The sequence below is a fragment of the Paenibacillus massiliensis subsp. panacisoli DSM 21345 genome (genome assembly GCF_000426545.1).
Taxonomy (GTDB): domain Bacteria; phylum Bacillota; class Bacilli; order Paenibacillales; family Paenibacillaceae; genus Paenibacillus; species Paenibacillus panacisoli.
This window is the reverse complement of record NZ_KE384536.1, coordinates 88,219-110,881: the sequence shown is the minus strand read 5'-3', so window position 1 is coordinate 110,881 and position 22,663 is coordinate 88,219. Positions and strand designations below refer to the sequence as shown.

The following is a 22,663-nucleotide window of genomic DNA, read 5'->3' as shown; positions in this document are numbered from 1 at the left end:
CTTTCGTACAAAACTCGCTTCGGAAGCATAGACTTAGTTAGTTTTGTGAGCTTTACTTCTGTATCGTTCTCGTACAAAAACTCACTTCGGAAGCATGGGTTAGCTGCTCCAAGGTTTGTTCAAGGTATAGTTGGACTGAATCAGCCCAATGGCCAGATCGTTAATCTGCTGCTTCAACTGCTCCACGCTCAAGCGGGCTTTGATGAGCTCCAGCTCTACGATCATGCCGCGCTCCCATTTCTTCTGAGCCAGCACCAAGTCAGCTTGGGCAATCTCCAGATCTTCGTGCAGCTGTACGTATTTTTTCTGTTCATCCTGCAGCGTGGTGTATAGAGATCTTACCGATTCGGCAAAATTATCCTTGCCGTTGGTCAGGGCCTCGTTGGCATTTTTCAGATCCAGCTTGACCAGTTCATAGTCCTCGGCGGTGCCCTGAAAATTGTAATAACGCAGCGTAATTTCTGCATTCTTGACGGCGTCCTGCAGCTGCCAGATCGTTGGGTTATCTTTGAGCAGCCCTGTGATATGTGTCTCCACATTCATAGGCTCTGGTTCCTTATAGACTGGATGATCCACAAGGTTGAATGACGTACCTTTGGGCTTGTTCATCAAGGTATTCAGCTCATCCTTGGCCTTCTGCAGATCGGTCTTGCGCTGCTCCAGCGTCAGCTCCGCATCGGATCGTGCTTTCGTGCTATCGATCTTGCTCTTCTCCGAGATTAGCCCACGGGCCAGCTTGGCAATGGCAATCCGCTCCTCCAGCTTGGCGATCTGAACAGACTCTTGGGCGACAAGGACCTGATTCTCGGCTGTGAAGATCCCATAGTAGGTTTTCATAGTCTGAGCATAGACCTTATCTTTCTCAAATTCGGACTGCTTCTTGGCTGATAGATAGGAAAGATTGGCAGAGGTGTAGTCTCTCCAGGCAGAATTGTTGGCGGAGGAATCCGACTCTTCCAGATTGGAGGGTTGCTGTATGTATCCCAAAGCATCGATGCTCTTTTTCAGCTCGAGGTCTTTGCGTTCAAGGTCCTGTGCGGCTGTCTTCAAAGTGTAGCTGTTGGCCTGGGCCCATATGTTAGCCTGCTCCAGAGTCAGATCCTGTTGCTGGGCGTTGTTACTGCTGTTGACTGTCTGTGTTGTAGAAGTGGGTGCAGTAGTATTGGCTTGTTGGGATGAGGTAGATAAGGCTGCTTCCGTGCCAAGGGGAGCTGTAGATGTGGAACCCCCGGCGGCCCCGACAGCTGACGGCATACTGAGGGCAGCGGACAACGACAGCAGCAGCACGGCTGCGGCTGGTTGATGTTTCATGGAGATGCTCCTTTCCAAATGACAAAATATGAAAATATCAATCTCTTAACATTTTACTGAGTGGAGCGGCAACAAAACAAGATTCTACAAACAACACTTTTGTAATCAATTCATCGACTTTATATGTTGCATGGTGCGAAATTTGTCACAAAATCATGAGATACCTGTTCACTTGAAGTGATCTGAAGAAGTATAGGGAATATTGTACGACAGGTTGCCGTTGTTAGAGGAAATAAAGGTTGAACAACTGAATAGCGAAGCGATCGGTGTACGCAACCCAAATGGAACTATATACATATAGTCCTGTGCTGAAAATAATACAATTTTGTAAATCAAGCATCACCATGATCATGAAGGAACAAGCATTTTTCACAAATTAAAAAGGCATTTTGCATAAATCCATAACCATTCGTTAAGGTCTGGCAGGACATGGTGTCGATTGCAGACGAATCTGTAGCGGAAACAATCGGATTTATGCAAAATGCCAATATCAATCCTCGAGTTCTCAAGGCCTTGAGGCGTCTGAGGCTGTCCAATCCTTGCGGAGCGTAATGAGCTCGCCCAGCTCTTCGGTTGTAAGCTCCGTAATCCAGCCCTCGGAGCTGGAGATGATATGCTCACTAAGCTGCTGCTTGCTCTCAAGCATCTCGTCAATACGTTCTTCGAGCGTGCCCAAGGCAATGAATTTGTGCACCTGAACGTCCTTGGTCTGGCCCATTCGGTACGCACGGTCGGTCGCCTGGTTCTCGACAGCCGGGTTCCACCAGCGATCGAAATGAAAGACATGATTGGCAGCCGTCAGATTCAAGCCGACCCCGCCTGCCTTGATCGACAGGATGAATACGGCAGGGCGTGTTGAGGGGGGGAGAGCATCAGACTGGAACTCATCAATCATTCGGTCACGGGCTTTCTTCGAGGTGCCGCCGTGCAGATACAGCACTGGCTCACCGAGAACACGCTGCAATATCTGTTGTAGTATATTGCCCATCCCTAAATATTGCGTGAAGATCAGACAGCGCTCATCCGCTTCCCGTAGCTCCTGCACCATGCCGAGGAGGCGTTCCAGCTTGGATGAGCGGGCAATCATTGCAGCGTCATTCATCTCCTGCTCCACTTCGGTTAGGCTAGTAGCACCAGACATGGTGGAGGAGATGTCTTCCTTGGTCAGCAGTACAGGGTGGTTGCACAGCTGCTTTAGCTTCGTAAGAGCTGAGAGAATGGCACCCTTGCGCTTCATTCCCTCCAGCACCTGAACCTGGGACATCAGTTCACGCACAGTCTGATCATAGAGTGCGCTCTGCTCTGGCGTCAGGTGAATGTAGGTCTTCATTTCATTTTTGTCAGGCAGGTCCAATTGAATGGTAGGGTCCTTCTTCTTGCGCCGGAGCATGAAGGGCTGTACGAGCTTCTGCAGCTCTGCTGTCTTATGCTCGTCTCCGTCCTTCTCGATCGCCTTTGCGAATCGGTTCTGGAAGGCCTGTGCGCTACCCAGATAGCCTGGATTAGCAAAGTCATAGATGGACCATAGCTCCGCCAACCGATTCTCAATCGGTGTGCCCGTCAAGGCAATACGGTGCTTGGCAGGAAAGGTACGAACAGCTGCGGATTGACGGGTCTGAGCGTTCTTGATATTTTGTGCTTCATCCAGACAGAGCGACTCCCAAGTGAACTTCTGCAGCAGCTCCTGATCAAGGGCAGCCGTGGCGAAGGAGGTAAGCACAATATCGGCACTTGCAACCGTAGTAGCAAATTCGGCATCCTTGGCTCTCCCGCTCCCATAGTGAAGCATTATTCTCAGAGAGGGTGCGAAGCGCTGTAGCTCCTTTTGCCAGTTCCCAAGTACAGAGGTCGGGCAGATCAGAAGTGAGGCGCCCGGCTCAGCATGTTCGGCCAGCCAAGAAGGTAGAGATGTGCTATTGTACTCTGCTTCCGTCGTCTGAGAAGGGCGAGTCCTCTGACTGGTATCCGTTATCTGAGCTTCATCAGATGTAGCTTCATGTCTCTTGCCATGGTCAGCAGATGATAGGGCGGCCTGTCGGGTCTCTTTGACATGCAAGAGATAGGTAATGAACTGAATGGTCTTGCCGAGACCCATATCGTCCGCCAGACATCCACCAAGGCCTAGAGAACGCATATATGCCATCCACGAGAAGCCTTGCAGCTGGTAGGAGCGCAGCTCAGCCTGTAGTCCACTCGGAGCAGGCAAGAGCGGCCAGTCTGACTGCTGGGTGAGCCGCTCGATCACCTGCTGCAGATGATCATTCAGCTCCACCTCCAGCTGCAGCCGGGATGCATCCTCAGTACCGTCGCTTGCCTCTGTCTCGCCCTCGGATGCGATCCTGATATAACCGCCGCGTAGTTGCAGCTGGAGCACATCCTGGAACGATAACCCGCGTTTGCGATTCATGCTTCGCATAGCCTGACGAATCTGCTCCAGCAGAGCGGGATCGAGTGGAATCCATTGCTCACGGAAGCGGACGAGCCGCTCGTTACGAGCGACCAGGGCTGCGAAATCCTCCTCAGATAGCTCCTGCTCACCGATTGCGATACGCCAGTCGAATTCAATCAGGCTGTTCAGTCCGAAGAAGGAGCGTCCACGGGCTTCACCCTCACCCTCCTGCAGCTTGGCACGAAGCCGCGGTTTGCGTCGTGAAGCGGCCTCCCACCAGGCCGGCAGCAATACTTGCCAGCCGCTCTCCAGCAATCGCTTGCTGTCGACCGTCAGGAACTGCCAGGCCTCCAGGTTGCTCAGCGGCTTGTCCAGTATGGACGAACCTTCAGCACGTTCAATGGCCTGCTGGGTAATTCCAGGCAGACAAGCTTGAATTCGTTGCGTCCAGCTCTCTGAGCGCTCACGTATCGTTGCAGTCCATAGCTCGGGCCAGGAGCCGTGGGCCTGTCCATCTCTATCCAGCCATACCGGGTATAGCTCTGCGTGATCGTGTATGGCCTGAAGCACCAACTGCAGGTGCCATTCGGGCTCAGGATGAGCGGTGTCAACAGAATTCGCTTCAGACATATCAGCGTCCGTCATTTCGCTCTCGATGATGGGCTCCAGCAGCTGCAGAAGTGGTCGGAATGGCATGGTCTCTGCTGTCCAACCAATATGAGCTAGCCAGGTCTGCTCATCCATACCTTCCCATACACCCTCCGTCGCGAACAATGCCGGGTAATCACGGCGAAGATCTGCTGCTTGCTCCTGCGTACCATAGCATTCATGAAATACGCTGGCTGAGAAGGCAGCGAGGATGCCTTGGGCGAAGCCGGAGTCTTGTTGCTCGACTTCTTTCCGCTTCACTCTTAATTCCTTCACTAGGCTTCGCTCTGAAGGCTTCAGTGCCTTGGGATCGGGTGACCAGTGAAGAGAGCCGTTTCGAAAGCTCTGTAGATCAGGAGCATAATGACCTGCTCTCAAGCAGCCTATTAGCAGAGGGGCCAGCCGCTGTAATCGGGTGGCATCCTCGTTCCAATGCCATTCGATGTGGACTGGCCAAGCCCCAGCCGCGAAGAACGGAAGCACCTGCTCCGCAGGAAGTAGAACAATCTCTGTATCTCCAGCCTGCTGAACCCCTAGCTCCGTCCCGTAATAGGATGTCTCGTCCCATGCGAAGAGACGCTGCTTGAGCACCATGCCCTCCAAGGGCCGCTGTAAGCCATCCTGACCATATATAAGGGCATCGCCATATTCGGTCATATGCACGTGCACCGTCATGGTATCTATAACTGAATTAAACTCCATACTCTGATCGCATCCTTATTTATGTGAAGAATATAATCCTGATGGTGACTAAGAGAGTAATTTGCTCTTGCGCAGCTCTTCCTGCAGCGCCCGAAGACGACTGTGACGATTAAGGAAGGCAGCCAAGAAATCATCCCATCGCTCTGTCCGCTTCAGCTTGGTGTAGAGCTTGGACAATCTTTTCATAAGCTTGACTGCAGCCTTGTAGCAGGTTCGGTTCTTCTGGACAATGTAGCGCTCGACAGCCTGATGATACCAGGGAAGAAGTAATTCAGGGGCATCCTTCTCTATAGGCTGAAGCATGCTCACTCGATAATCCAGCGGCTCGGCACCTGTGCTGAGCTGGAAGTCAATCCAGCGTCTCCATTCTCTATGCGTGTGCAGCAATTCAGTGTACAACGCTTTTCCCTTGCCTGGCAGGCCAGCCAGCGTGCTCCACATCTGTTGCTCTGCTTCCGGGTGATGGAGGAGAACCTCCTCCCAGTACGATGCATACACCTTGAGCTGACTTGAGCGCAGTAGACTTGAGCCTGACTGGGGTGGGAAAGCAAGTAGCCACTCCTGTAATTGGAGCCAGCTTGCACTCTGCTGGAGCTCCCCCAGGTAGCGCAGCAGCTGTCTTCCAGCAGCTTCTCTGGCTTGAGCGGCGTCCTGCAGTAATTGTCTAGCCTGCTCATCCTGCTGCATTCCCCAGAACATGCGGCTCTGGGCCAATTGGAGTCGTGATGCTGAGCGTGTACTCCCAGCCACCTCATAGGCTGCTTCGAGCTGTGCCAGCTCCATTTCCATCGGCTTAAGTGTCATGGTGCCCTTAGATGAATCAATCCATTGCGGTCTTAGCCACTGCTGCCAGAACAAGTCGTAGAAGTCCGAGTATAACTGAATCTGCACAGGCTCAATCAGCAGTAGGCGCCGCAGGTAGTCTAGTGTCTCGTCTAGGCGTGGTAGATAGTAGGAGCGATCCGCCTCCGTAACGCTCTCCAGGGGTTCCTTAAGCATCTGCATAATCAAGGTACTCTGATCGTCCATCGCTACCTGCAAATGATAACTAATATGGTAAGGCGCCGACCGACCGCGCTCATGAAGAGGGCGAATAAGCTGCTCCAGCACATACAGGCGTGCATGAAGAAGATACAATCGCTCCATCTGGTACGACCATTGGGGCTGCAGTCTTAGGATAGAATTTACCGCTTCATGAATCATCAATCCGTCAGGTGCATGCAACCGGAAGGAGGCTGTGCATTGACGAAACAATTCGTGCCATGTCGGTATGGGGCGCTCTGCCAGATCCACAACAACAGTATTGCCCTCCGTCAGCTGGCCTTTTCTTGCAGAAGGGCTTATGCCTGCATTGACAATGGCAGGGATAGGCCCCTCGTGAGCCTTCGTATAGCCTAGCAGTGCAGCAATCATGTGCTTGCAGCCCTCTATACCGCAGGTACAGCGGCTCTGCTCAACGGTGTTCAGCTGTATGACAACCTCTTGAGGCTCCTTATCGTCCACGACTGCGCAGATCAATCCAGGAGGATATTCAATCTCCTTAATCCGCCCCTGGGTAAATAGAGAGAAGCCACGCTTAATGGTAAGATCGTCGAAGGTATCAGCTACCTGACGAATTAAGGTATGCCAATGCTGTTCCGTTAGATTCCTTTCTGAATGTGTACTCATGGTAAGGTAATCCCCTAATCTTCAAATCTGGTGATAGGCAATCAAGATATGAACTTGATCTAAATTATAGTTGGTCAAGCGTAGTTAACCTGATCGAGTTGAATATAATTACTTGATATTATACCAGCTATTGAGGTTGCAAGGGGAACAAGTATTCGGAATATAGGATGACGGCCTTCATTTTTACGAGGAAAGTAAGTACTAGAGCGACTGTGGGATACTATGAATGGGGATTTTGAATAAGTGGAAAAAAGGATCGCCGCTTCTCGACGAGAAACGATGATCCTTTTAATTTTGACGTATCGAGCCAAACGAACGAAGGGATGAACTGCTTCAGATTGTTTTGTTCAAAACATTAAAAGTGCCAGCAGTTTCGTATTTCTGCCCTTTATCTCCGGGTCTTCCTCCAGAGCAGGAAGATGAAGAAGGGACCACCCAGAACAGCCATAACAATGGAAGCGGGAATTTCATAAGGTCTTGCTACATAACGGCCAAGCGTATCAGCCAGCAGTACGGTGAAGCTCCCAAGTAGGATCGAGAATGGAATGAGCCACTTATGGTTAGAGCCTACCAACAGGCGAGCAATATGTGGGGCAATCAGGCCGACGAAGGCCATCGTACCCGCCACAGCTGTGGAGATGCTCGCCAGCAGCACAGCTACGGCTGATACACACAGTCTAACACTGGCTACACGTACGCCGAGATTACGAATGACTTTCTCTTCCAGCCCCAGCAGATTACAATAACGAATCGTGAAGAATGCTAATAACAAGCCAGGGGGCACATAATAAGCCAGCGTTCGGACATCATCCCAGGTCTTCATGGAAATATTGGATCGCACCATCGACATGACGATGCTCTGTTTGCCCCCGGTCATATACCCTAGCGCATCCAGTAATCCAGTGAAGACGGCATGGATTGCAATACCAGTCAAAATAATCTGCAGCGCCTGAAAGCCACCACGCCAGGAGAAGAGGAAGACGAGAGCGCAGGCAGCCACCCCGCCGATAAAGGCGAACAGGGGGCTGAGAAAGTACAGTTGAGGGAACCACATAATCACGATCACGGCTGTTAGATTCGCACCACTGGAAATCCCTATAATACCGGGATCAGCCAAGGGATTCTTCATAACGGCCTGCAGCAGTACGCCAGATACCGCTAATGCGGCTCCAGACAGCAGGGAGATGATGATTCGCGGAAAGCGCAGATCATATATAATCTCTACCATCTCGTTATATTCGATGAATAGTCCCCTGAACAGCTCCGAATACGTCACCTGGATGCTACCCAGATTCACGGCTATGCCCACCAGAATAATAAGTAGTACAGTCAGCGCAATGCAGTGGGCAAGTTTCCTTTTCAGTGTGAGACTATGATTCATGCGCAGGCTCTCCGTAGAATATCGTTCTCAATTCATCCAGCGCTTCCTGGTAGTTCAGGTTGGCGCTCATGCCGAAGCGTTCATTGCTCAGATCGTATACGTTACCAGCCTGCACGGCTCTAAAATGCTTCCAGATATCACTTGTGGCAAATTCCTCACGGAACATCTCTTGCACCATTTCTGGCATGGCATGGGAGGTGCGCAGAATAATATCCGGATCAAGCTTGGAGAGGGCCTCCGTGTTGAGTGTTAACAATGCCTCTTCCTGATCCTTCAGCACATTATCTCCACCAGCCAGCTTGACCAGATTGCCGGCATAGGATTTTTCAGTAGCAACCATATACGAGCCTGGAAGACCCATTAGTATGAGCACCTTTGGTTTGGCTTGATCTGCGATATCTGTGCGCAGCTCTGCCATGTACGCCTCAAATTGCTGTCGTAGCACCTCAGCCTGCTTCGTGCGATCATACTTTACCCCGAGCTGCTCGGTGCTCTTCAGCATACCCTCGACACTTCCCAGATTCACGAATGTAGCGGGTACTTGGATGGCTTCGTATTGGGGCTTCAGATCATATTGCAGGGTGTTTGGGCTGATCACATCTGTCGGGCGTAGGGACTTAATGATCTCCAGATCGGGTGTCATGGGCTGCCCAATCTGAACAGAGTCCTTGTAGCGCTCAGGCAGAGTGAAGGCAGTGTCCGGTACGCCTACCAGGTCAAGCTCCAGCTTATCCAGTATCATACATAATGCCGCTGAGGTGCTAATAATCCGCGTCTGTTGTGTACTTTCAGCATTTGAATCTGTTTTGGCGCGTACTGCACAGGCGGGAAGCATCGCCAACATGGCGGCACACAGGAAGAGGGTTATTCGTTTCTTCAACACGTCATTCCGACTCCTTAGCTGGACAACTCCGCTCCAGTTTTTTTCTAGCTGTATCTCACAAGATAAATCATCTGAATTCCCAGTCTGTTACTTCTTCCGCAGCTTCATTAACTTCATTAAATACAGGCCTGCTGCACATACTGCAAGCAGTACTAGTAGCAGTGCGGGCATGGAGAGCAGTGATCCACTTCCACTACCTTCTTTCTCCGTTGCAGAGGCAGCACGCTCATTCTGACGGGCACCGTTCTGATCGAACTCTACGATTCCTACTTCATCATCGCTAACGTCTGCCCCGGATGCAATGATATCTGTCGCTATGGGTGCTGCTACTCCTTCAGTTGCCTGCTCGTTGGCGACAGTTCCGTCTTTGGCGGCTGCATCCATCTGCTCGGCAGATGAGCTGGGTTCACCTGCCGGATTCGTGTCTCCGCTCTCAGTATGTTGCTCAGGGGCCTGTTGCTCAGAAAGCTTGCTGGGCAGAGGAGTGAGCTTTGTTAGCAGTCAGATCAGTGGAGTCCTGAGCTTCTGCGCCTGATGTTGAGGAGGAAGCGCTGGCCGCCGTTGGTACGGATTGCTTTTCCTTATTAGCTTGACTGGCTGTATTGGCTGAGTTGACTGTACCGGCTGTCGATTGCTTCCCTTCACTTGGAAGTGCTGGAGTCGCATTTTGCTTTTGCTTGGAAGACGCGTCTCCTGCTTTATCTGTTTTACCAGCCTTGTCATTCTTGTCAGTCTTGTGTTCCGAAGATGAGTCCCCCTGAGGGGTACCGCTATTCCCAGATTTGGTGTTAGCCGTTGAACCAGAAGTTGAGGCAGCGGACTTGTTGTGACTAACCGAATTGTCGCTCGACTCTATACTGATTCCTTGCGGTAGATCTGGCTCAGCCGCGGACGTTTGCTGCTTGCTAGTCTGGTTATAGGCTTGGAAGGACCCATTGTCTGGCTGAGCTGAATCCTCAAGCAGGCTGACGAAATACACGACATCACGCCCCATAGGCTCCACATAGATGACTGGCTTGATGAACAGGGTCGGGTCACTGACCTCGAATTGATAGTCGCGGGTATCCTCTGCCTTGTTCTCTCCGGTAATTTTGAACGATACAGGAGAGTAAGCATCCCCGTCCCCCTTGGACTTCTGAACATGAATAGTAACCTTGCTAATATACGAGATCATCTTCATTCTCAGCGTGACCAGGTACTTGCCGTCTCGAACCTCCAGCAGGGACTTGGAGTAGGTGACATTCCGGCTCATGCCGTTACCAATGGAGGTGTCACCGCCATCATCTACCTTGCCCGTGTCTGGATTCGTGTAATAAGTCTTGTTGTCCAAAAGGTATAGTCCTTTATCCAGCCCAGCGGCAGTCGCTGTACCTCCGAATAGCGGACCTATCACCACAAGCAGCATGCAGGCCAAGCCTACTGTGACGATTGAAGTGAAATATCGCCTGGACATCCGTTATTCCTGCTTTCCAGTGGAGTCAAGGTTCAACCCCTTGGTTAGCATGCTGGCGATCTCGGCACGAGTAGCTGGTGTCTTCGGTGCAAAATGCTGATCATCCTTGCTGGTCATGATCCCGGCCTGTAGCAGCTGTTGTACCTGTGTTGTTGCCCAGGAGCTGATCTCAGAGTCATCCTCATACACAGGCCGAGTCTGCCCCTCAGCCTGCGCAGTCAACGAGATTCCCGTATCCTTCATATAGGCCGCGATAATCACAGCTGCTTCCTCGCGGGTGACAGGACGTTCAGGTGCAAACAAGCCCTGACCTGTGCCTTTGACGAGCCCACGCTCAGCAGCCCAGGATACATAGCTCGTATAATACTTCCCGGCAGGTACATCGGTAAAGGAAGAGGCAGGTGTTGAGGTAGACTCGACACCTGCGTGTCTGCCGAGCACAGTAGCCAGCATGCCACGCGTGACGGATTGCTCGGGGCTGAAGTGTGTCGCATCGGTACCGTTGAACAACCCCAGAAAGGTGACTACGGCGACCTCCTGTTGGGCCCAATGTCCTTGCATATCTGAGAATACCTGTGAGCTGGTCGCTACGGGAGCTTCTTTACCCGTTTCTTTTACATTCTCATGTACAGCCTCTTTCACAGCCCCTTTACCAGTCTCAACGGTAGCTGCTGCATTAGACGCTTCCTTATCATTAGCCTTCTCATTAGTCTTTTCAGTGGTTGCAGCCTTTGTCTGCAGTGAGGTCGTATCCAGGCTCAGGCGGAATGTGGGCTTCTCCTCTCCCATGATGAAGGGGACGGAGACCTGCATGCGCTGCGGCTTTTCTATGCTTTGCAGAGGGACGACAGCTTCAATCGAATTGGTACTCTCGTTAAATAGCAGTGGAATCTCCTTGAAGCTGCCTGTAGCATCCTGATACCACAGCCCTTTTACCTCTTTTAGCGGAATATAGGCATTCCCCTGCAGAAGAAGGATAGCGGAGGGCTGTCCATTCTCGATCTGCAGTACGGTTCTGGAGATCAGTGCGTTGCTCATGGATACATCGTCGCTATTCTCCTTGAGTGCTTGAGCAGAGATGGTGTAGAGCCCGTCCTCCAATGAGGTCACCGCTTGGGCATTAGATGCCGATGCAATTGCCGTGGTCGTTGGTGCTGCAATACCCGACCATATGAGCGTTGCTGCCAAAGAGCAGATGATCGTGGCACCCCAGCGCGTGTTCCTTCTATGGCTTGTGAACATGTTTGTATTCTCCTTTCGATTGTGTGCGTAGCTCAGTTTTTTGTTACGTGGCTTAATTATTCGTTGCATGGCTCGGTTATTCGTTGTTTAGCTTAGTTGTCCGTTCATGGTTCCCCAGCACGTAGCAATTGTCTTCATATGCTCCTTCGTTGTCTGAGTCGGTACAAGGTGCTTGAGGCCATGTGCTTGAGGGCTAGACCTGGATGGTAGAGCAACATCCGCGGCCCTGAATAACGCATAACCTCCTTGATCCGGGCTCTCATCTGGCGTGAGTAGCAATGAATGGGACATTGCTCGCAAAAGCTCTTGGATTCTCCGAATCGGCATTGATCGAGACGCTTGTGGGCGTAACTCAGCAACTCGTTGCACTCGGGACATAGACTGGAACGGTTACTCGAATGTCTGTGTCCGCGGCAAAAGACAATAATCATCTTCTCTACAATGTATTTCTCAGATGCGATACGATTATTCCCATTACCCATAATTTAGGACACTCTTCCATTATCAATATGATGTACCTCGTCAGCAATGCTCATTGTAGAAGCACGGTGGGAGACGAGGACAATGGTCCTCCCTGCACGCTCCTGGTTCAGGGCTCGGAGGATGACAGCTTCGTTGAAGCCATCCAGATTACTGGTTGGCTCATCCAGCAGCATGAGTGGTGCCTCACGAACGAAGGCACGTGCCAGACCAATTCGTTGCTTCTCTCCACCAGACAAGCGCTCTCCAAGCTCTCCAACCTTCGTCTGATAGCCTTCTGGTAGGGACATGATGAAGTCATGTACAGATGCTTTGCGGGCTGCGGCTTCGATCTGTTCGGGAGTCGCGTTTGCCCTTCCGATACGGATGTTGGCCTCGATCGTATCATTGAACAGGAAGGTATCCTGTGTGACATAGCTTTGCAAATTTCGTAGAGCTGCCGTATTCACTGTACGAATATCTTGGCCCGCGATCTGGACGGAGCCGGATTGAGGATCGTAGAAGCGCATTAACAGCTTGAGCAGCGTAGATTTGCCTGAACCGCTTTTCCCTGTAATCCCCAGGATGCGGCTGCGATTCACAGGAATATGAATGTCATTCAGCACGGGAGCTCCGTCATACGTGAAGTTGATGCGATCCCATTTCGCGCCAGTGAAAGGTGGCTCGCTTCCGGTGGTTACCTCTTTAAGAGTCTCTTCCTCATCCAATAGCTGAAGCAGCCGTTCTCCGCTGGCAAAGGTCTGCAGCAGATTGTTCGACAGCTGGCTGAGCGCCACGACAGGGCCGAAGGAGCTGAAGAGGGCAATGGTCGGTATTAGCACACCACTATAACCCAGCGCTCCTGTTGATTGAAGCTGAAGAGCCACGAGCAGCAGAATGAAGGAGAAGCCGAGCACGGCTGACTCGGAGAGTGCACGTGTAACACCCTCATGCTTCTTGAGTGTTTTTTGCTTCTTCTCCAGGTCCTCAGTCATAGCGGTGATGCGCTGCATCCGAGCCTCTCCCTGGTCATATTGAATGGATTCCTTCATGCCACGCAGACTTTCCAGGAAGTAGCTGCTAAGTACGCCGAAGCTATTCCGGTACTCCATGCCCTGGCGTTTGGCCATTCTTGAGGTCACGACAGGAATAATCAGTCCGACCGTGATATAGGCAGCGACAGCAATCCATGCCAGTGTACTGTGATAGGTGGCGATGAATAAGGTCATGATCAACGATGTCGTGATTCCAATCACGATGGGAGCAATCGTATGCGCGTAAAATACTTCAAGCAGCTCAATATCGGTAGTGATGACGGCAATCAGATTGCCCTTATCCCGCCCTTCAAGCTTGGCTGGCGCAAGTCTGCGCAAGGCATGAAAGACTTTGTCTCTCAGCACCGCGAGCAGCTTGAAGGCAATGTAGTGGCCGCTCAGCTGTTCACCATATCGCAGCAGCCCGCGCAGAACAGCGCATGCCGCTATAGCGAGCATGATATAGCCAGGCTGCAGGGAGCCGTCACCAAGTCCGATGCCATAGAGCAACAGATAGCCGCCTAGTACCGTAATGGCTATAGCTACGAGAAAGCCTAGTACCCCAAGTACTACGGTAACCAGCATGACGGGAATCAGTGGCCCAAGCAATACTATGAGTCTCGACATAATGTTCAGACCACTTCTACGCATACACCATTCCTCCTGAGACATATTGCTCGATTTCCTGCTGGCTGTTGAACAGTGCTGCATAATGACCATGTTGTCGCAGCAGCTCTTCATGTGTGCCGCTCTCTACCAGCTGCCCCTCAGAGAGGACATGAATGCAATCAGCACGAACTACATTTGCTAGTCGATGTGAGATCAGGATGACGGTTTTGCGGCCCACCAGATTGTGAATAACCTCCATGATCTTCTCTTCACTTTCTACATCAATGTTGGAGGTAGCTTCATCGAATATATACACTTCACTGTCATACAGCAGAGCTCGGGCCAGAGCAAGCCGTTGACGTTGCCCACCTGAGAGATTGGCCCCCTGCTCCTCAAGCTCGTAACCAAGTCCACCCTGGGATAGAACGAAGTCTCTCAGATTCACTTGGGCCAGTGCCTGAAGCATGGCGTCTTCAGTTGCAGCAGGGGCTCCCATCCGCAGATTGTCTTCTACCGTGCCCTTGAAGATATAGCTGCCCAGACTCACCAAAGTAATTCGCTGCATGACTGTACGCTCAGAGATGTCTCTCATTTCACTACCACCCACAAGCAGACGTCCTTCATAGCCGCTTGCCGAGCCCATCATTAGTGCAGCCAGTGTGCTTTTGCCTGATCCGGACTTACCGACTAGCGCTGTCAGGCTTCCTTGCGGAATGTTGAGACTGACATCACGAAGCGTCGTGTTCTTGGTCTGATCCTGATCTGAAGATTTTTGGTCAGCATAAGAGAAGCTTAGTTGCTCCATACGAATGCTTCCGTCACGGATTTCTGCATTCCCTGATGTCCGCTCTTCAAGAGCGAGCAGCTCGAAAATCTTGTCACTGGCTGCCATGCCGTTCATGGCGATATGGAAGTATGATCCTAAGAGTCGCAGCGGAATGAAGAATTCCGCAGAAAGCAGCATGACGGTCAGGGCTCCCCATAATGGAATCCGTCCAGCTGCGAATTCAGTGGCTGCAATGATGACCCCGATTCCAGCTCCGCCAAAAGCAATTATGTCCATGAGAGCTACCGAGTTCAGCTGCATCCGTAGTACGCGCATGGTGATCTGCCGGAAGTTCTCCGCAGACGTATTCATCTCCTCATGTCGCTGCTCATCAGCTGCATAGATTTTCAGGGTTGTCAGTCCCTGAAGGTTCTCCAGGAAGCTGTTGCCAAGGTTGACGTAGCTGCCCCAATACTTGCTGAACAACTTTTTGGCGAATTTCATAATAGCAATGATTGACATGGGGATGAGCGGTACACAGATCAATAGAATCAGTGCTGACTTGAAGCTAATGAACGATAATGTGACGAACAGCGTAAGAGGGGCAAGCAGACTATAGAACAGCTGTGGCATGTAACGTCCAAAATAATGCTCCAGCTGCTCAACTCCCTCTACAGCGACCTGAACAGCTCCGGCGGTGGAGGTCTGCTCTGTGTAACCAGATCCTAATCGGAGAAGCTTGCTATAGAGTCTGGCGCGCAGGGTGTGCTTGGCATTATTGGAGGCCCGCCATGAGAGCAGGCTGGAGATATACGCGCAGACCAGACGAATGGCGATTGCCCCGGCAATGATGAGGCAGGCCGTAAACGTGAAGCTGCTCGACAATCTCCCGTCCCAAGCGTATTGCAGCATGGTAGCGACGGTTATGATCGCGCAAATGTTAGCCAGGAGACCGATCCAGTTCGTGAATACGCCAAGTGCTATGTATTTGCGTGAATGCGCGACCATGGACAGCAATCGGCCATCCATCATTTTGGAGCGCTTAGGCGCAGGGGCTGCTTCCGAAGCAGCCTGTGCTGTTGTGTTTTGCTGCGGTCGCTCCGTCTTAATCTGGAATATGAAGTAGTAATATTTGAACACGACGATCAGTAGAATCACGCCACGTACCCATATCGAATCGGTAAGGATGAAGGGAATCGCGAGCATGCAGGATGCGAAGCCCACAGTTACAATCTTGGCACGCAGCTTCATGGAACGAGTCTGGAGGAAGTTCTCCAGATGATTTTTGTACAGCTTGGTAGATGTGAACCAACGGTTGAACCGGTCAGAGCCCTTGGCGAAAAAGAAAGCGGATAATAGTAAGAAGGGGGTGGTAGGAAGTAATGGCAGCACAGCACCTACCGCGCCGAGACAAAAAAAGAAAAAGCCAAGCCCGACATAGATCGCCTTCACAGTGTACACCTCCTATTAGGATTGAATTCATAGAATGAACATATACAAAAGGGTAAAATGGAGTTCAAGCAACTAACTCCATTAGTGTGAAAAGGGGCCATCCCATATTCGGAATGGCCTTTTTGAAGATAATAGAATTTATAATTTTCAGCGGAGCTGGACCATTCGATTATCGCAAGAAAAGCTTCAGCCAGACGATTCCGTCTTCTGTGAAAGTACGATGATAGACATTGCTCTTACCGTCAAGCTTATTGTCCTGTCAGTTCAAGTAGAAGCGCCAGAAGCTTAGCTGCCTCAGCTCTGCTTAGAGTAGCCTTTGGAGAGAATTGACCTTGATCATTCGTCTCCAGCAGTCCAGATCTCACGGTCAGCAAGGCACTTTCCTGTGCCCAAGTCGATATTTCCTTCTGATCGCTGAATACAGGAGACTGCTCTGTTAGAGAAGGCTGCAGCTTGGCATGCTTCAGATAGCTGGCCATGATCACTGCAAGCTCCTGACGGGTAATCGCTTGATCAGGGTGGAATAGACCGTTACCGGCCCCTTGCACGATGCCTTTATCCACTGCCCAGGTAATATACGTCGTGTAGTACTGATTCAAAGGCACATCCTTGAAAGCTGTATAGGTATAGCTCTCGGCACTTGGCCCCTGAAGCCGCCCTAACAGCGTAAGTAGCATGCCTCGAGATAACGTGGCATCCGGGCTGAAATGTTGTTCGTCAGTTCCCTTGAATAACCCTTTGGACACTACAAGCTGGATATAGCTCTCGGCCCAGTGACCCTGCGTATCGACGAAGGAGGATGTGAGCGGGCTTGCACCTTCTTCGGTGGTTGCCTCTGCTTCATTCACTTCTGCAGTCTTCTTCTCAAACACGGCATGAATGGTAGCGTTGCTGGTTACTTTTTCGAAGGTATAGCTACTCACTGCTCCGACAGATTTGTCATTCACGAGCACATCCTTGAGAAGGTAGCCCTCGTCGGCTGTAATCTCAAAGCTCTTGTTCTCATGGATAGCGACGCTTACTTCGCCTTCCGGAGTGATCTTCCCGCCTTGATCTGCTGTCGCTTTAATCAAGTATGATGTCACCGCAGAGCTGTCAGGCATATTGGACTTGGCCCCCTCCTGAAGAGAGGACAGGTCGAATACCAGACGGAAGATTGGCTTATCTGGAAGAATATTAGGTACCGAGACTTGCATCTTCTGGGCTGTCATCAAGCTTGTTAAGGAGAATCTCGCCACGATACTATTGCTGGATGCGTTATATTCCAGTGGAATTTCCTCGAATTCATTCTCCTTGTTCTCGTACCACAGGCCTTGAACCTCCTTGAGTGGGAAGGCTTCACTGCCCTTCATGACTAGAATGGCTGTTAAATGACCTCCTCTGACCTCAATACCAATTGGGTTGGAGATCAGCGAATTGCTTAAGGATGACTCATCGGAGTATTCTTTCAGAGCTCTACCCTTGATGGTGTATTCTCCATCCGGCAGATTAGCCGGATCAAGCTTGCCTCCGCCCTGTGATCCACTTGGATTATGTCCAACGATGGAATAGGTGCTGAAATGATCCGTATAGAAGGATGCGGTCCGTGCATCTTGGTTAAAGCTGGCGTTCATGTCCTCCAGGCTTCCAGCAGCAGGATCGTAATAGTAGAGCTTGCTGCTAGTTGATGTGAACAGTTGGGAAGCCTGCTGTTGACTTAGGGACGCTATAATCTTGGTGCGTCCGCCAAGCCCGCTAATTGGGGTCACAACTTCCTCATGATTGACGACTTCCAATTGGAGGTCAAAGGATGAAATAATGAGATCTTTGCTATTTAATGCACCCTTAATCTCCTTTAGGGTCTCGCTAGTGGAGGGACTCCATTTTAATTGAAGTCTGGCACCATTATTTTGGTCCAGAAACTCTTGCAGCTGACGGGCAGGGAAGACGATGATGATATCATCGAAGACCAGTCCCAGTGTAGATGATTTGTTCAGACCCTCCAGATCCCCAGGAGCAATGGAAATGGTGCCCTCAACGGCTTGAAGCTGTCTATCTGGTACGGCTTCAAGATCGGGCTCTGCAGGATTCTCTCCTGGTTGTTCTCCTGGCTCTTCATCATCTTGTATCGGGGTCAGTGTATTCAGGTCGAATTTCAAACGAATATGCTGAACGCTATTCAGCGGCGCTCCGACATACATAGCGAGCTTCGGCATCTCCACAGACTTGAGTGGGAACTGGTAAGTCTGGCTTTGTTCCTCGGGATGAACCGTACCCTTGACTCCAGTCCCTAGCTCTGTGGCTCCTTCTGGCTCAGGCCACACCTCGCTGATGGAGTCGCCTGTAACCTCGATTCCCATGATGCTCGTCTTCACGAACTTAATGGAAGCGAGTATTTGTCCGTCCTCGACCTTAAGCGTGGCTTTTCTGTCGAGCGCACCACCCATCATGGAAGCAGCGTCTCTGGTAGCGTGCCAGCCATACACATCGACCGTGTATAGCCCGTCTGCAGGAACGGTGTAGGTTACCTCGGTGACGGAGGCTATGGACGACATGGAATCCTTGTTATCTTTCACTGCATAAGTCGCTGAGTTTACAGAATCTACGGGAGATTCGAATGTCTCTGGACTAGCAGCTTCTTGTGAAAATTGCTCGTTAGCTTCGGCAGCCTGAATTCCAGCACCGTCAACGATGCTGTCGCCGTATATGGGCGCAGGCACCATTGCGAGTGCCAAGATGGCTGTCATACACCCGCTGAGCCAAGCTTTTACCTTCTGGTTCATTCCCTGTCCCCCTGTTAGATATAATTGAAATAATTCATTCATGTACTCTTGCTGCTGGCTCTTGCTGCTAGACGATCTCGTCCATTGGTGAGCTCCTTCCTTGCCCGATTATGTATTGGATGACAAAGCTGCGGCCAGCGTATGTTTTTTAATAATGAGAATCATTATCATTTGTTATTATAAAGGGATGTAGCGCAGTAATATGTGATTTGAGTCACAATTCATGGTAGGAGGCATGGCTAAAGGGCAATAAAATTTGATTTTGCCCCATTTAGTTACCTATGGTAAGATATGATTCAGTTTCGAAATTCATGTGCAATAAGGTCTAGTGACCATTAAATGGAAGCGCTTTCGTAAAAATGAATGTATTTTCTTGCAATGGTTGGCGTTGATCTTGGTACAATAGATAGAGATGCCTAATATGGGCTGGAGGTGTGGTCATGGAACAACTTTGTAAGATTCTTATTGTGGATGATGAAATATTGGTCAGACAAGGAATCAAGCACCATCTGGATTGGGAAGACCACGGTTTCCAGATCGTCGGTGAGGCCTCCAACGGTCGTGAGGCATTGGAGATGATCGAGCAGCTGCGACCTCATATTATTATTACAGATATTGTAATGCCTGTCCTGGATGGTGAAGAGCTGACCCGAATCGTGAAGCAGCGTTACCCGGACATGGAGGTCATTGTACTAAGCAGTTATGGTGAATTCAGCTATGTACGTTCCACCTTCCAGAGCGGTGTGGCTGACTATATCTTGAAGCCTAAGCTGGAGACCCAGGAGCTTCTGGAGACATTAAAGCGCACTGCGCGTAAGATTCCCTCTATTCAATATGGCGCCCAAGCAGGGGATGGCAATATATCTGTAGAACGGATCGTAGACAAGCTGTTATCTGGATATGAACCGGACGAGGCCTCTGCTCTGGCTGCGAACAGCTTTGCATTCACGAGCTTCTGTCTTATTGGTGTACTCGGGGGGCGCACTTATTTGCAGCATTCTGGCTCCGAACTGGGGTTGCAGCTTGTCGACGTACTGGATTCTCAGATGTGTACTGTATATCAATCAGCAGAGAATACCTCTGGACTTGATATATACCTGGCTAATCTTGAGCAGGAGGCTTATCCGGAGCTAGTCCACTCTTTGAAGGAGCTTGCCGATGATCGAGCGGAGCATGCGCCGACACTGGTATGGGCTGTTACCTCGCTGTTTGATTCAATCAATCAGGTAGGTGAAGTGTTCCAGAACCGTCTGAAGAAGCTGATTGACGCCAAATTTTATTTCCCTGACCAGTACATATTGCTGGAAGAGGAGATGCTATCTCCAACGGAACCGGCGGGAACCTTTAATCTGAGGCTATTCACTGAGGAGATGAAGCGGGGGCAATTCGATAGAGCCTTTGAGCTGCTGAATCAGCATCTGGATATGCTGTCAGAGCATTATGAAGCACCACCTTTCGAATTCAAATCCTTCATTAGTAATACCATATTCAATATTACGATTCTATTGGGTAATCTGGAATATGATACACATGCGCTGGAATCCGCCAAGTATTCTTATTTTAAGTCCATTGATGAAGCAGTTCATGTGGATGAGGCGAAAGGCTTGCTACAGTCATTCCTGAACGATGTGAAGAGGGAGATCGCCGATGCGCAGCAGCATGGCAACAGTGGGATGAAGAAGCTGCTGGAGTATATTGAAGAGCATTACGATCAACCGCTCAGTCTGACTTCGCTAGCGCATCATTTTCATTTCAATCCTTCATACCTGTCCAGCTATTTCACGGCTCATAATAAAGAGGGCTTTAGCGAATATTTGAATAAAGTCAGGGTTGAGAAAGCAGCTACGATGCTGCGCAATGATGATCATTCTATCTCGGAGATCAGCAGCCGAGTGGGTTACTCGGATCACAGCTATTTTACCAAGGTATTCAAGAAGCTGATGGGCTTCTCGCCCAGCCAGTATAGAAGGCGTTATCTGAATGGGAAAAGGGAATGAGCATGAAAAATTTTTTTGCACGATGGAAGTATAATGGGCTGTTCAATCAGATCTTTATCGTTACAGTCATCAGTATTATTACGGTCAGTGTACTGACCTCATTAGTTACGATTCGTATGTCTGAGCGACTCTTCATTGATACCTTCAGCATCACCAATTCCAAGATCCTGACCCAGATCCGTAGCAGCTTCGAATCATTCAATGATACGATCGTGAATGCTGCAAGCCAGGCAGGACAGAGCCTTACAGTGAAGAACTTTCTGACAGAGGGGCCCTCGGATTCCACTACGACCAGCCGTTCCTTTTTCAATATGGGTCAACAAATGGATCAGATTAATTCAAATGTGGATGCCTATAATGTGAAGATACTGGTCACTGGGAGGAATGGACGTATTTCTTCTACAGGCCAGACGTATTGGAGTCTGCCGATTCCGTCAGAGGATGATTATTCTATTATCACCAAGACGATGGAGCATCCCAGACGTGTGATGTACCAGTATGATGAAGAACAATGGGGGGATCTGAACGACCACTTTATCGTGGCCTCCAAGGCACTGATGGAGCGTACGACAGGTGTCCTCTATGGTGGAATTTATGTAGCGATTCGAGAGCAGGACTTTAAGCAGTTCTATACCAATTTCACCAGTGCAGGCAATGATATTGTTGTACTGAATGCTCAAGGGCGCGTCGTATCGAGTAATCGTGATGAGCTCATTGGGCAATATTCAGTTGAGCTGAGGGAATATGCGTCCGAGATTCGCAGCGACAATCTGAAATACAAGAATGCAGACTTCATGGGCACCGAGTATATTGTGCTGTCCACGTATATTCCTGCGTACGACTTTTATCTGGTCAATCTGATTGATCGTCAGGTAGCGGCCGGACAGATTATTGATGTGAATTCTATTCTCTTGATCTGTCTAGCCATTGTAGGGATTGCTGTTCTGCTGGTCTTCCTGATTTCTCAGCGACTGACGAATTCACTGACCCGTCTTGTGCGGCAGATGTCGCGTATTACGGAGAAGGATTTCCACAATTATATTGACGTATCTGGCAGCTATGAGGTAAAGGAACTAGGCAGGGCGTACAATTACATGTTGGACGAGCTGAACGATTACATCCAGAAACTTATGGAGACGCAAAAAGAAGTGCGCAATGCAGAGCTGGCTGCGTTACAGCGTCAGATTAATCCGCATTTCCTCTATAATACGCTTGCCTCGATCAAGATGCTGGTACAGCGCGGCAATAAGGAGACGGCCTCCGAGACGATCAATGCATTGATTTCCCTGCTTCAGAATACCATCAGCAACGTCAGCGAGACGATTACGATTGAGCAGGAACTGGTGAATATGAAGAACTACGTCTTCATCAATCATGTGCGCTATGGGGACCGAATCAAGGTCAACTATTTTGTGGCCCCGGATTGCATGCACTTTCAGGTGCCCAAGTTGATTATTCAGCCTTTCATTGAGAATGCCTTCTTCCACGCCTTTAATGAGAAGCCTGGTGGTACCATCTATATTCTGGTCTCGTCGGATCGTGATCGCCTGATTATAGAAGTAGTCGATAACGGGGATGGTATGGATGAGCTTTCGAACCAAGGAGAGCTGCCCAATCCGAAGAGCAAGCGCCAGCTGTTCACTGGCATCGGCGTGCAGAATGTGAATAATAGAATTGCTTTGTTGTATGGGGAGCAATATGGTGTTGCTATCTCCAGCACGAAGGGTGAGGGGACAAAGGTTAAAATTACATTGCCGCAAATCGAATAAAAAAATTACTACAATCCAAAGATATTACTAATGAAAGCGGTACCTTGGTAACGATTACACAATAATTGAACAAATCCAGACAAAGATATTCCTAACAGGTTGTGAAACGGAAGTGCTAGAATTTATATATCAACAGCA

General features: G+C 50.1%; 14 protein-coding genes. 2 read left to right on the top strand and 12 right to left on the bottom strand.

Annotation, left to right across the window (positions count from 1 at the left end; all coding sequences use genetic code 11):
• Nucleotides 1-99: 99 nt before the first annotated feature.
• From K331_RS0127575 to K331_RS0127525, 12 genes are all read right to left on the bottom strand, one after another.
• Nucleotides 100-1,311, bottom strand: a complete 1,212-nt coding sequence (locus K331_RS0127575; RefSeq protein WP_028592822.1) for a TolC family protein — start codon at nt 1,309-1,311, stop codon at nt 100-102.
• A 505-nt stretch (nt 1,312-1,816) separates the two neighbouring features.
• Nucleotides 1,817-5,050, bottom strand: a complete 3,234-nt coding sequence (locus tag K331_RS0127570; protein WP_028592821.1) for a DEAD/DEAH box helicase — start codon at nt 5,048-5,050, stop codon at nt 1,817-1,819.
• A 48-nt stretch (nt 5,051-5,098) separates the two neighbouring features.
• Nucleotides 5,099-6,718, bottom strand: a complete 1,620-nt coding sequence (locus K331_RS0127565) for an SWIM zinc finger family protein (RefSeq protein WP_028592820.1) — start codon at nt 6,716-6,718, stop codon at nt 5,099-5,101.
• A 388-nt stretch (nt 6,719-7,106) separates the two neighbouring features.
• Nucleotides 7,107-8,081, bottom strand: a complete 975-nt coding sequence (locus K331_RS0127560) for a FecCD family ABC transporter permease (RefSeq protein WP_025680799.1) — start codon at nt 8,079-8,081, stop codon at nt 7,107-7,109.
• 7 nt (nt 8,082-8,088) lie between these two features.
• The gene (isdE, locus tag K331_RS0127555; protein ID WP_051290079.1) at nt 8,089-8,982 is read right to left on the bottom strand and encodes a heme ABC transporter substrate-binding protein IsdE; all 894 of its coding nucleotides are present in this window, start codon (nt 8,980-8,982) and stop codon (nt 8,089-8,091) included.
• Nucleotides 8,983-9,069: 87 nt separating this feature from the next.
• Nucleotides 9,070-9,366 (bottom strand): hypothetical protein, encoded by a 297-nt coding sequence (locus K331_RS0127550; RefSeq protein ID WP_028592818.1) that lies wholly within the window; start codon nt 9,364-9,366, stop codon nt 9,070-9,072.
• A 76-nt stretch (nt 9,367-9,442) separates the two neighbouring features.
• Nucleotides 9,443-10,435, bottom strand: a complete 993-nt coding sequence (locus tag K331_RS0127545; RefSeq protein ID WP_028592817.1) for a heme-binding Shp domain-containing protein — start codon at nt 10,433-10,435, stop codon at nt 9,443-9,445.
• A 3-nt stretch (nt 10,436-10,438) separates the two neighbouring features.
• Nucleotides 10,439-11,677, bottom strand: a complete 1,239-nt coding sequence (locus tag K331_RS0127540) for an S-layer homology domain-containing protein (RefSeq protein WP_028592816.1) — start codon at nt 11,675-11,677, stop codon at nt 10,439-10,441.
• A 134-nt stretch (nt 11,678-11,811) separates the two neighbouring features.
• Nucleotides 11,812-12,159, bottom strand: a complete 348-nt coding sequence (locus tag K331_RS31785; RefSeq protein WP_084165602.1) for a nitrous oxide-stimulated promoter family protein — start codon at nt 12,157-12,159, stop codon at nt 11,812-11,814.
• 3 nt (nt 12,160-12,162) lie between these two features.
• On the bottom strand, nt 12,163-13,821 hold the full coding sequence (locus K331_RS0127535) for an amino acid ABC transporter ATP-binding/permease protein (RefSeq protein WP_028592815.1): 1,659 nt from the start codon (nt 13,819-13,821) through the stop codon (nt 12,163-12,165).
• Entirely contained in the window at nt 13,814-15,997 is a 2,184-nt protein-coding gene (locus K331_RS0127530; RefSeq protein WP_028592814.1) for a DUF454 family protein, read from the bottom strand. Before K331_RS0127530 ends, K331_RS0127535 begins: the two co-directional genes overlap by 8 nt.
• A 248-nt stretch (nt 15,998-16,245) precedes the next feature.
• Nucleotides 16,246-18,759: an S-layer homology domain-containing protein gene (locus K331_RS0127525; RefSeq protein ID WP_028592813.1), complete on the bottom strand. Its 2,514-nt coding sequence runs from the start codon at nt 18,757-18,759 to the stop codon at nt 16,246-16,248.
• Between the two features lie 440 nt (nt 18,760-19,199).
• Here K331_RS0127525 and K331_RS0127520 point away from each other — a divergent pair, with 440 nt between their 5' ends.
• Together K331_RS0127520 and K331_RS0127515 are read left to right on the top strand one after the other, a co-directional pair.
• Nucleotides 19,200-20,756 (top strand): response regulator transcription factor, encoded by a 1,557-nt coding sequence (locus tag K331_RS0127520; protein ID WP_028592812.1) that lies wholly within the window; start codon nt 19,200-19,202, stop codon nt 20,754-20,756.
• Nucleotides 20,757-20,758: 2 nt separating this feature from the next.
• Complete coding sequence (locus K331_RS0127515) at nt 20,759-22,525, top strand: sensor histidine kinase (RefSeq protein WP_028592811.1); 1,767 nt, start codon at nt 20,759-20,761, stop codon at nt 22,523-22,525.
• Nucleotides 22,526-22,663: the final 138 nt, after the last annotated feature.